The organism is Bacillus sp. JJ722 (genome assembly GCF_036963345.1).
Lineage (GTDB): Bacteria > Bacillota > Bacilli > Bacillales > DSM-1321 > Bacillus_AD.
In genome coordinates this window covers 1-11,924 of the sequence record NZ_JBALMO010000123.1, presented here as the reverse complement: position 1 = coordinate 11,924, position 11,924 = coordinate 1, and the positions used below count along the sequence as shown (strand labels likewise).

The window sequence follows — 11,924 nt, the reverse complement described above, 5'->3', positions numbered from 1 at the left end:
AGTCTTAGCGCCAGTTATAACCGGATAAATTTTAAGACATTTTGCTATTCTATCTTCAAAAAAATTGAATTTTGTCGATAAATACTAATAACTAATATTTCCAAAAAAATCCTATTAAAAATTTTAATTTCTTGGAGGAGGTTTCAAAATATGCCGGGGCATATTGCAATCTTAGGTGGTGGGATTGGTGGACTTAGCGCGGCTATTGCATTACAAAAAACCGGACATGATGTCACAATCTATGAGAAGCATCATGATTTAGTAGAAGTAGGAGCAGGAATCATTCTTGGTGCAAATGCGTTAACTGCCCTCGACTTCTTAGAGGTTGGGAAACAGATACGTAAAATTGGTTATACACAAAAAATATGCACCATTCATTCAGACCGAGGTAAAAAACTTACTGATTTAACATACGAAGGTTCACATACTACGAATTATACTTTCCTACTACGATCCGAATTAACCCAAACATTAGCATCGAGCTTAAAACCTAAAACGATTGTCTATAATAAGCGCCTGAAAGATTTTGAACAAAACGAAGACTCTATTACACTGTTTTTTGAAGATGGCTCTACCACTACAGCTAGCCATTTAATAGCTTGTGATGGGATTTTTTCAGCAGTCAGACAAAAGCTACTCCCCGATAAACAATTACGTTTCGCTGGCTATACTTGTTGGCGTGGAGTGGCTGAGAATTGCCCTGAATATATTGAAAAAAAATTCACTGAAACATGGGGACCAAAAGGAAGAATAGGGATTGTACCATTAACAAATAATCGTATGTATTGGTACGCCCTAAAAAACAGCCAAGCTAACGATTTAGAATTAAAGAAATGGAAAAGCTCCGATTTATTTTATAATTTTTTACAATATCACGATCCAATCCCTACTATTCTCGAACGAACAGCAGATGAGAATATTAATCACCGTGATATTTATGATTTAGAGCCAATCTATCAGTTTGCATACGATCGTATTCTCTTATTAGGGGATGCAGCTCATGCTACAACTCCTAACATGGGACAAGGAGCTGGACAAGCAATAGAAGATGCCTTATTTCTAGCTCTTTACTTAAAAGATGCGAACAGTATAAGCCAAGCTTTTAAAGACTATGAAGAACAAAGATTAGAACGCACAAGAAAAGTCGTAAAAGACTCTTGGATGTTCGGTAAAGTAGCACAGCTCGATATACCTCTACTATGTTCTATTCGTAATAAAGTAATCGAAATCGCTCCAAATAAAGTACATCATAAGAAACTAAAAGAGTTATTCGATTTAACTAAAACATATAATGTATAATGTAACTTTGTTCGGTGGACATTGATTAATACCACCGAGCAAAGCTTTATTTTTCACATTCAGTACGACTTATAAATCAATTACGGCCATTGTACATCTTGATATACAAATTAATTTTTCTTCTTCATCTACTATTTTTATATCCCATACCATCGTTTTTCTACCGCTATGTAAAACCGTTGCAATAGCCGTTACAATACCATCTTTCTTACCTCGAATATGATTAGCATTAATTTCTAAACCAACGACTGCTTGCTTCTCTTGATCTACAAGGTGATAGGCACCAATACTAGCAACTGTTTCAGCTAAAGCTACCGACGCTCCGCCATGTAAAAGTCCGAAAGGCTGTCTCGTTCTGCCATCGACAGGCATGGTAGCGATGACCTTTCCCTCTTCCAAAGTAGTAATTTCCATTCCAAGTGTTTCGATTAATGTGCCTTGTAAATCCATGAATAATTCCCCCTATAATTTATGTCCATTGACTATCTAATACGATACATTTCTTTCAATCTAATTAACAAAAATCAATAACAGGATAGCAAAAAGCATAATTATTTCTGAATGTCATATTATGTATATAGTTCATTTATTCTTTAAATTTATTAACAATGATTCATTTTACTTATTCAAATGTAAGGATGGATTATTTAAAGAAAAGAAGGTGATAATACATGCATATACTACCCTATATTAATTATACTCCCTATAACCCTTATATTCCTGCTTACTACATGATTCCACAACCACTCTGTTATCCAGCAAATATCAGACATCGAGTAATAACCTATCCCCCTGTTGATCCAACCATCTTTATGAAATCAGCTAATAAAATTCAGGAACTACTAGAAGATGCCCATAAATTATCCGCTCAAGTTTCAAAATCTCATGCATTCTCCAAACAAATTATCGAAGCGGCTCAAGAATCTAAAACGGATAAAATTAAGCAACTACTCTCGACATTAGCCTTAAAAAACCGTTCAGACATTTACTATAATCCAGATGGAATTATCATTACTTTAAAACCTAAAGATCCTCACAATAATTGCTGTACAGTTTCTGTATCATTAAAATGGCAGAACTTGTAGAAAGAAAAAAGGATTTCTCGTAAACTTTAACGAAGGGCTAAAAAAGCGTAAAAGGCGTCTTAAAAGTGATTTAAAATCACTTTTGAGACAGCCTCTCTCATTTATGACATTTTATAATCTTGAACAAACTGAGCCAATGTTTTCGTCATTACTCCTGTTCCACCAAATGTTTGCAAGTCATTTGCTTTCTTCACCGTTGCTGTACCTGCTATATCTAAATGTACCCAAGGCGTATCTTCAGCAAACTCACCCACAAAAGCGGCACCCATAATAGCATGACCATCTCTACCTGGCGAGTTATTCAAATCAGCAATCTTACTGCTTTTCACCCTTTCACGATCTTTTGCAGTAATAGGTAGCTGCCACATTGGTTCTCCTGTAATCTCAGAAGCTCTTTGTACTTGCTGAAGTAAGCTTTGATTATTCGTGAATACACCTGTCATATCATTTCCTAGCGCTACTACAACACCCCCTGTTAAAGTAGCGACATCAACTAAACAAGATGCACCATGATGTTTAGCATAGGTAACAGCATCCGCTAAAGCAAGTCGCCCCTCAGCATCAGTATTCAATATTTCAATTGTTTTACCACTTAAAGAAGTAATCACATCATCCGGTTTCATCGCTGTCGCACTAACCATGTTATCGGTAGATGCAATTACGGCTACTACATTTTGTTTTGGTTTAAGCTCACCAATTACCTCCATTGCCCCAAGAACTGCTGCTGCTCCTCCCATATCTGACTTCATACCTACCATACTTTCACGAGGCTTTAGCGAATATCCTCCAGTATCATACGTTACTCCTTTTCCAACCAGTCCAATTGCATCCGTCCACTCCGACTTTCCTTGATATTTCAGGACAATCATCGCTGGGGGTTCAACTGATCCTTGGTTAACAGCTAACAATGCACCCATACCTAAATTTTGCATCTCTTCTTTATTCAATACTTCCAATTCAAAATTGTATCGCTTACTTAAATCTTCCGCATACTGAGCAAGCGTCGTAGCAGTTAAAATGTTTGGTGGTAAATTAACAAGTGTTCGAGCAAAGTTAGTTGCTTTACCATATACAAAACCTTTTTTGAGTTGGTTAAGCACTTCTTTATGACTTTCGTTTGAAATCATATTGAAATATTTTATATTGCTTGATGATTTTTTATTACTTTGTTTATATCCATCGAATGTATAAAGTGAAAGCATGTAAACCTCACCTAGTAATGCTGCTGCTCTTTCAAACGTCATCGTACTTCCTGTTAAAGTATCAATATCAACCGTAATCGAAGATAAGCGTAAGTCCTTTACCTTTCTAAAAGCCTTAGCTACCCCTTCCTTCCAACTCTCTTCTGATAACTGAGATTCTCTTCCTAATCCAACAAAGATAATTCGCTTTGTTTTAACTTTTCCAAGTGTATGTATCGTTGTAATAGTTTTCTTAGCGGTAGAAATGTCCCCACTTTTTATAAGTTCGATCAAATCATTGTCCATTGCAGCATTACAAGCTGGCAAGATCCCTTTTAACATCGTACTTGGATGATATACTCCCACAATCAAACATTCAATTTCTGATTCAGCATTCCATTGATTTTGCATTGAAAACATTTATATTCCTCCAATTTTTCAAATAATATTGTTGTACCTAGCTAGGCGTCCTTGGATTATTCACTTATCAAATCGATTACATATTCTCAATCTTCAATCATACGCCTAATATATTAATAAAACAAAAAATTTTACATTGTTTTGAATGACATGACTTTAAACTTCATAATGCTAATTTATATATATTTAACAAAAACAGCAGATGTACCTTAAAGCATGCATTGTAGAATATTAAATAACATAAGATATGTTTCATATGAAGACATAATGTAAGTATATCTTAACAACCTAACGTTATAATGCATTCGTATATATAAAACGTCCCATTAGCATTATAATTAAAAATAAAGAGGGTGAAGACTCATGAGCGCAGTATGGAATTTTCCGATCATCGCATCTCTTACTGCTATTTTTTTCGCACAGTTTGTAAAAGTTCCAATTGGTTATATTGCTACTCGTCGATTTGATTGGTCATTATTAACAAGTACTGGCGGTATGCCTAGTTCTCATTCAGCTGCCGTAACCTCACTTGCTACAGCGGTTGCTATTGAATCGGGTTTACAATCCCCTATCTTTGCCGTAGCGACCATATTCGCAATCATTACTATGTTTGACGCTACTGGTGTTCGCAGACAAGCGGGTGAACAAGCTGCAGTGTTGAATAAACTAGTTCATGACTTTCAAATATTCGTTCAAGAAGCGAAACATTGGCAAGAACAAGCGGAGCAAGAAAAGCAGATGAAATTGAAAGAATTGCTTGGACACAAGCCCATAGAAGTTTTTTTTGGAGCTTTAACAGGCATTTTCATCGCTCTGTTACTTCATTATTTACTACATTAACTTAAGGAGTATGCTATGAAAATCATTTCTTTATGCCCTAGCAATACAGAATTATGTGCGACATTAGAAATTGCTGATTTGTTAATAGGTGTTGATGATTATTCAGACTATCCTGAATTTATTCAATCACTTCCACGACTTGGACCAGACTTGTCCATAAACATGGATCAAGTTGAAGCATTACAACCAGATTTAGTACTCGCTTCTTTAAGTGTTCCAGGTATGGAAAAGAATGTAGCGGAATTAGAGAAACGAAACATTCCACATCTTGTTCTAAATCCAAACTCACTTCAAGAAATTGCAAATGATTTACTTATAGTCGGTGAAGCACTAGGAATAACAAAGAAAGCAAAAGAACAGTCCGAGTTATTCTTAGCAGAAATCGAAAAGTATCGTGCCATTTCCAATACTATAGTCAATAAGAAAAAGCTTTATTGGGAATGGTGGCCAAATCCTTTATTCACTCCGGGCGGAAAGAATTGGCTAACAGAAATAAGTGAATTAGCCGGTGGGCAAAATATTTTTAAAGATGTAGATTTAGCAAGTGCACAAGTACAGCATCATGATGTTATTGAACGAAATCCAGAACATATCTTACTCGCGTGGGTAGGAGTAGCACAGCATCGTATTAAACCTGAACTCGTATTAAAGCGACAAGGCTGGGACCAGATAACTGCTATTCAAACTGGACAAATTAATGTAATGGAAGAACCTTTATATTGTCGACCATCACCACGTTTACTCGAAGGACTAAAGAAACTAGCTAACTTATTACATCCAGATACATTTTAATCGGCGTTATTTTTTAATAAAATCAAAATAAAGGCTCACCGGATTGGTGAGCCTTTATATCTGATTACTTCTTTTGTTTATTCGTAAATTGCTGACGAAAAACTTGAACTTCTTCTTTCTCATTTAGTGCAGTTAATTCTTCTTCCGTTAATGATCCTGTTCCTTTTCGAATCACATACACTTCTAATTCTCTTTTGCCCCATTTATCGTATACATCTTGAACCGTCTCATAATATAAATCAAGGCGATTACCTTTTATAGCTCCTCCTTTATCCGCAACAACACCATATCCGTAATCAGGAATCCAAAGTATTGTACCTATTGGGTACACATTTAAATCAGCTGCGATTGTTGAATACAAGTCTCTTTTAACCTTAACCCCCGAATAAGTAATACCATATGATGGATGATTAGGGGCCTTTCCCGTTGATTCAACACCAGCTGTATAACCAGTTGCGATTACGCTAGCTTTCTCATACTGTGTTAAATCTAAACCCAAATAATCTTCTAATGTCTTAGGCGTCTCAACAGAAGCTTTAACCGTAGTTTTCACCGCTGAATGCCTCTCTTCGTTAGATTTCGATTGTACGCCCAAAATACCCTCCCGCACATATTGAATTAAATCCGTTGCAGTTACTCCAGTAATATGAGTATATGTTGATTGTAGAGCTAACATTAAAAGTACAATTAAGATGATATTCTTAAAAATAATTCTCCTATGCTTCATGAATTATTTTCTTCACTCCTCTCAGAACTATTTGTTTCCTAAAAGAAAAGAAAATATTCATAGAAAAACCGGCACTGGTCCTTTTTGATTGAAGAGTTTTCATCTTGTTTTACTTCCAATTAAAAAGGAGACATGCGGCAGACGTAAGACGAGCTGTTCTTGAAAAACCTCTTTTGTTTTTCAAAACAGATTGGCTTACGGCCGAGCATGGCAAGTGTAAGGTTAGACATAGAAAAGCGGAAGTGGCCGTTTAGCAACGTATGGACTGGAGCGCTCCGACTGAGATAAAGGAAACACAAAGAGCCGCTAAGGCGATTTGATGTTGACTTATCGTAGGGAGGAGAGCGAAGTCCACTAGTTGCTGGACACTGAAGCTAGACAATTGAAAAACCGGCACTGGTCCTTTTTGATTGAAGAGTTTCTTCCTGTCTTACTTCCAATCAAAAAGGAGCTATGCGGCAAATGTAAACGTACATACAAAAAAGCACAGTTCTCTTACACTGTGCTCCTTAAAACATTTGATATCCTTTTTTCCGTAAATATTTCATTGTAATTCCTGCTGCTACTGTTCCTAAGAAACCGCTAGATAAGATAATAAAGTCAGCTGTCGCAATACTTGTCACTTTTTCTCCAAGATGTCCAAAAGTGGTACTTGGATCTTTAAAATAGTTGATTAGTTTTGCATTATTAATAATGTATAATGCGATAACAGGAAACAAAAATGCCATGATCCATGAAGCTCGAAATAACATATTTAACAAGAATCCAATACCAAAGAATAAAATGAAAAATAAGACAATTGAAATAATTAATGATGGAATGGTTAATTGCATGTAGTACTAGCCCCCTTTAGAACATCATAATTAAGTGTACTGAACGAAATGTTATCAGTCAATTACGAATATACTAAAAGTAACCATCTTCTCAATTATTTGTAATTTTCATGTTTCACTACAACTACAATAGAAAGTTAAACAAATAATTTATATGATAAATACCCAAAATGATTTCCTGGATTTATGCCATCTATTACTTCCTTAATATTCTTAGTATCAAAATAACGGAATTGCTCTAATAAAGCGGAACGATTTTCATCCTCCATTATTTGGTTTGGATGCATAAAACGCGCCTCATATAATTCTTCAGTTTGCGTAACAATTTCATTATTCTTCGGCTTACATAAGAAAATTAACATATTATCACTGCACCCTATAGAAAGCACTCCACTTCTTATCCCTATTAAGCCCGATACTTCTATGTCAATTCCTGTTTCTTCTTTTATCTCACGTATAACTGCTTCATCAACGGTTTCATCACAATTCACAAATCCCGCTGGAAACGACCATTTACCTTTTAAGCCACCATATTTTTTCTTAACAATTAACCATTCACCTTGTTCATTAATAACCATGCCAGAAACAGCTAACCAGACATTCTTACATTTTTCTTGCACACAAGTCTCCCCCTTTTTTTTAGACAAGCTAAAATTTCTTATCTATATAAAAAAACGTCCTACCTTCATGGTAAGACGTTTTCATAAAACATGCTATATTATAGGAATTTAAATTTTCCTTTTTTCATTACTAATGATGGACCACCAACGATGAATAAAGCCCGGTTATCGATAACTTTCTTCATAAATGCAGCAGGTGTTCCTTTTAATTTCTTGCCAAACACAAGACCAATAGCATCATCGTGACCCAGTGAGCAAACGCTACCTTTAAGATCCGGTTTGAAATTCTCAAATTGATCTTGTTCACGTACTAATGCAGTAATATTCTTTGCACAAGTTACGGCTTGTTGCATAGCAATCTGTGCAGTTGGAGGATATGGACGATTTACTGATTCATCAATCATTAATGAACTATCCCCGATGATAAAGATATCCTCTTCACCTGGTGCACGAAGATCAAGGTTAACTTTTACTCGACCACGCATTGTTTCAATGCCTGAGTTCTCAACAATTGGATTTCCTCTTACTCCTGCTGCCCAAACAACAGTTGCAGATTTAATCTCTTCCACTTCTTCACCTTTTTTAACAAGGATACCTTCAGAAGTACATTCAGTAATAGCTGTTTGAATTTTGAATTCTACACCTTGATTCTCTAATTTAGATACAGCGTATTCTACTAACTCTTTATCAAAACCAGGAAGGACAGTTGGTGCAGCTTCTACACAAATCATTTTTACTTTTTGTTGATCAACATTATATTGTTTGCATAGTTCTGGTACTCGTTTAACTAGCTCACCTAAAAATTCAATACCTGTAAATCCAGCTCCACCAACAACAAATGTTAAACGCTCTTCTTTCGGTTCCGCTTCTTTACTATAAGTAGCAAACTGCTCTTCCATATGCTCACGAATTTGTCTAGCTGTATTCATGTTCGTAATTTTAAAAGCATGTTCGTTTAATCCTTGAATGCCGAAAGTTTCTGGTACTGCTCCAATAGCAATAACAAGATAGTCATATGTTAATTCGCCATTCTCAAGAATTACTTTCTTACTATCTTTAACAATTTCAACAACTGTATCTTGAACGAACTGAACTTTATTAGAATCAATAATATTTCCAATTTGGTAACAAACGCGATTAGGATCAATTGTTCCAGCAGAAGCTTCATGTAACCAAGTAGTTTCATAGTGGTAATCATTTTTATTAACCAATACGATTTCCGCTTCATTTGCACCTAATGACTTTTGTAAACGTACTATAGTTGTTAAACCTGCGTAACCTGCCCCTAAAATAACAATTTTCTTCTTAGTCAAGATATTCACTTCCATCTTTCAATTATGATAATAAATCTATAGTTGCTTTATACTTACTAACAAGAGATTTGAATCATCTAAACGAGAAATAGAACGAATATTAACCGTTCTACAAATAATTACTCATTTATATGATTACCAATAATCACTTTGCTAGTATTGTATTTCTTGGGAATTAACTACATACTTGTGAAAGGATTCACTAGTTCAGTCAAAAAAATATTGAAAATTAGTCACAAAAAATTAACATTATCCTCTAATAGATAATAGCTTTTTTTAATTGCTTTTTCAAGCACATATCTTATAAAAAACAATAAAGTAAAAATTCACAATACTTATTCACTCATCTTTAATATATTGTTAAATACAACTAACTAACAAATTTAACACTTCCAATTTCAAACGTTTATTGCTATCTCAACATAATATTTTAATATTTAAAATAAAATAATATATTCAGATTATTAATTATTATTAGTATTTTACACACTTTGTTATGGTAAAATGTAACGTATATTGAGACATTTTTACATAAGGGGGAATTGGAGTGAGTGTAGAACAAAAAGTATATGATATTACGATTATCGGGGGAGGCCCTACTGGATTATTTACTGCTTTTTATGGCGGCATGAGACAAGCCTCAGTAAAAATCATTGAAAGCTTACCTCAATTAGGTGGTCAATTGTCTGCGCTTTATCCCGAGAAATACATTTATGATGTTGCAGGCTTTCCAAAAGTACGCGCTCAGGAGCTTGTTGATAACTTAAAAGATCAAATGGAGAAATTCAATCCAACGATTGTGTTAGAAGAAGCAGTTGAACAGCTAGAAAAGCTAGAGGATGGGTCATTTAAGCTAACAACTAATAAAGATGTTCATTACACCAAAACAGTCATTATTACAGCTGGAAATGGTGCATTCCAACCTAGACGCCTTGAACTTGATGGAGCAAAAGATTATGAAAAGTCAAATCTTCATTATTTTATCAATGATTTAAATCAATTCGCAGGTCAAAAAGTTGTCGTTTGTGGTGGTGGAGATTCTGCAGTTGATTGGGCATTAATGTTAGAAAATGTTGCTGAACAAGTATACATTGTACACCGTCGTGAAAAATTCCGCGCACATGAACATAGCGTTGAAAACTTAGTTAATTCAAACGTTATCATCAAAACACCTCATATTCCAACCGAAATCATTGGAGATGGTGAGAAAGTCTCCCAAATAGTACTTGAACATGCTGAAGATGGCACAAAAGAAGCCATTGACGTTGACGCACTTATTGTTAACTTCGGGTTCATTTCCTCATTAGGCCCTATTAAAGATTGGGGACTAAAAATTGAAAAGAACTCCATCGTAGTAAACTCAAAAATGGAAACAAATATTCCTGGCATTTATGCTGCAGGCGATATCTGCACATATGATGGCAAAGTAAAACTTATTGCTTGTGGATTTGGCGAAGCCCCTACAGCAGTTAACAATGCTAAATCATTCATCGATCCAAAAGCAAGAGTCCAACCAATGCATAGCACTTCTATGTTTAAATAAGAAAGAATTGCGAAAGTGCTCTTGGTCGAAGCATTTTACAAATAATTAACCATGATAATTAAGTAAAGGACCTAGCATACATAAAAGTATTTGCTAGATCCTTTTTCACATTATTTCAAGCCCATTTTTTTTGCGCTTTTTTAGGAATATCTTCTTTCTTTACTTCTTCCCAAGATGTAACGCCTTTTTTATCATTGTAGTATACACGTAAAAATGCATCTTTACGAAGATTTTTATCCGCTGTAAATTCCATCATTTTTTCTTTACCATCTTTATCAAATGCTGGTAGCTCATACTTAAATGATTTAAACTTCTTACCATTATCAGCTACTACTTCCTGTTCTGTGCCATCAACCGTAATTTGGATGTAATATTGGCTTTTTCCCATACGGTTAAAATTACAACCAGCTAAAATGGACGTAAATATAATTAAAACGCTAAAAAGTGCAATAAATCTTTTCATGTCATTCACCTCATGTGTTTTTTGTTATGTTGCTATCATAATCTCTTTTCTTTAAATGAGAAATTGAATTACATGACATAAACATTACATTTTCGTAAGATAACAAAAAAAGCCTAAACATGAACTGCGCCTACAATTATTAGTTGTGTCTAATAATTGGAGTACAGTTCAAACATAGTTTGGCTTTTTTTATCATACAACTATTCTTTTTCTTTATTTACGGAAGCTAGATTATGTTACGTTCAATTCATTAGTATAGAAAATTAACACTCTTCAGGCTTACCAGCATTCTTCGCTGTTCGGAATGAAGAACCACAACCACAAGATGCGATGGCATTTGGATTTTCGATGGTGAAGCCTCCACCCATCATAGACTGTTTGTAATCAATGATCGTTCCTTTTAAAACTCCAGCACTTTCCTGATCCACTAATACGGAAATATCATGTATATTCATTTCCATATCATCTTCGTTGACTTCATTTGTGAAACCCATTCCGTAGGAAAGACCGCTACAACCGCCACCATGAACGGCTACACGAAGGAAATTACCTTCATCATTATTCTTCATCATATCTTTTATTTGTAATGCTGCTGCATCAGTAATTGTTACTGTTTGTTCCATATTATGAACCTCCTAAATTTATAATTGGGGAAGCTACTTACTACTACAAGTATATACAAAAAATCAAAATTGGCTCAAGTCTTAAACATTTTTGACAAATGTTTATAAAGTATTCTAACTTTAACTCTTCTACTTCTTTATACATATAGTATAATGAATCATAAGTAAATATTACCACACAAAAG

Annotated in this window: 13 protein-coding genes; 5 read left to right on the top strand and 8 right to left on the bottom strand. The window is 34.8% G+C overall.

What is annotated here, in order from left to right; genetic code table 11:
- The first annotated feature begins 150 nt into the window (after window positions 1–150).
- Complete coding sequence (locus tag V7014_RS15735; RefSeq protein WP_335508383.1) at window positions 151–1,299, top strand: FAD-dependent monooxygenase; 1,149 nt, start codon at window positions 151–153, stop codon at window positions 1,297–1,299.
- Between the two features lie 69 nt (window positions 1,300–1,368).
- On the opposite strand, the gene V7014_RS15730 is transcribed toward V7014_RS15735, so the two are convergent.
- The gene (locus V7014_RS15730; protein ID WP_335508382.1) at window positions 1,369–1,749 is read right to left on the bottom strand and encodes a hotdog fold thioesterase; all 381 of its coding nucleotides are present in this window, start codon (window positions 1,747–1,749) and stop codon (window positions 1,369–1,371) included.
- 221 nt (window positions 1,750–1,970) lie between these two features.
- Here V7014_RS15730 and V7014_RS15725 point away from each other — a divergent pair, with 221 nt between their 5' ends.
- Window positions 1,971–2,384, top strand: a complete 414-nt coding sequence (locus tag V7014_RS15725; RefSeq protein WP_335508381.1) for a hypothetical protein — start codon at window positions 1,971–1,973, stop codon at window positions 2,382–2,384.
- Window positions 2,385–2,485: 101 nt separating this feature from the next.
- On the opposite strand, the gene V7014_RS15720 is transcribed toward V7014_RS15725, so the two are convergent.
- Entirely contained in the window at window positions 2,486–3,985 is a 1,500-nt protein-coding gene (locus tag V7014_RS15720) for a leucyl aminopeptidase (protein ID WP_335508380.1), read from the bottom strand.
- A 363-nt stretch (window positions 3,986–4,348) separates the two neighbouring features.
- Between V7014_RS15720 and V7014_RS15715 the strand changes: the two genes are divergently transcribed.
- The gene (locus V7014_RS15715) at window positions 4,349–4,825 is read left to right on the top strand and encodes a divergent PAP2 family protein (protein ID WP_335508379.1); all 477 of its coding nucleotides are present in this window, start codon (window positions 4,349–4,351) and stop codon (window positions 4,823–4,825) included.
- Between the two features lie 15 nt (window positions 4,826–4,840).
- A complete protein-coding gene (locus tag V7014_RS15710; RefSeq protein ID WP_335508378.1) occupies window positions 4,841–5,617 on the top strand; it encodes a cobalamin-binding protein in 777 nt (258 codons plus the stop codon).
- A gap of 64 nt (window positions 5,618–5,681) precedes the next feature.
- Here the strand turns inward: V7014_RS15710 and V7014_RS15705 are convergent, their stop codons facing one another.
- The 4 genes from V7014_RS15705 to V7014_RS15690 form a co-directional block, all read right to left on the bottom strand.
- A complete protein-coding gene (locus V7014_RS15705; RefSeq protein ID WP_335508377.1) occupies window positions 5,682–6,344 on the bottom strand; it encodes a 3D domain-containing protein in 663 nt (220 codons plus the stop codon).
- Window positions 6,345–6,853: 509 nt separating this feature from the next.
- Window positions 6,854–7,177 carry a YuiB family protein gene (locus V7014_RS15700; RefSeq protein ID WP_335508376.1) on the bottom strand — a complete coding sequence of 108 codons (324 nt, stop codon included), beginning with the start codon at window positions 7,175–7,177 and terminating at the stop codon, window positions 6,854–6,856.
- Window positions 7,178–7,314: 137 nt separating this feature from the next.
- On the bottom strand, window positions 7,315–7,755 hold the full coding sequence (locus tag V7014_RS15695) for an NUDIX domain-containing protein (protein ID WP_438824926.1): 441 nt from the start codon (window positions 7,753–7,755) through the stop codon (window positions 7,315–7,317).
- A 140-nt stretch (window positions 7,756–7,895) separates the two neighbouring features.
- Window positions 7,896–9,125 (bottom strand): NAD(P)/FAD-dependent oxidoreductase, encoded by a 1,230-nt coding sequence (locus V7014_RS15690; RefSeq protein WP_335508374.1) that lies wholly within the window; start codon window positions 9,123–9,125, stop codon window positions 7,896–7,898.
- Window positions 9,126–9,657: 532 nt separating this feature from the next.
- On the opposite strand from V7014_RS15690, the gene V7014_RS15685 reads away from it, so the two are divergent.
- On the top strand, window positions 9,658–10,653 hold the full coding sequence (locus V7014_RS15685; protein WP_335508373.1) for an NAD(P)/FAD-dependent oxidoreductase: 996 nt from the start codon (window positions 9,658–9,660) through the stop codon (window positions 10,651–10,653).
- Window positions 10,654–10,768: 115 nt separating this feature from the next.
- Here V7014_RS15685 and V7014_RS15680 read toward each other — a convergent pair whose 3' ends face one another.
- Together V7014_RS15680 and V7014_RS15675 are read right to left on the bottom strand one after the other, a co-directional pair.
- A complete protein-coding gene (locus V7014_RS15680) occupies window positions 10,769–11,116 on the bottom strand; it encodes a YxeA family protein (RefSeq protein ID WP_335508372.1) in 348 nt (115 codons plus the stop codon).
- A 263-nt stretch (window positions 11,117–11,379) separates the two neighbouring features.
- A complete protein-coding gene (locus V7014_RS15675) occupies window positions 11,380–11,739 on the bottom strand; it encodes a HesB/IscA family protein (RefSeq protein WP_335508371.1) in 360 nt (119 codons plus the stop codon).
- Window positions 11,740–11,924 lie beyond the last annotated feature (185 nt).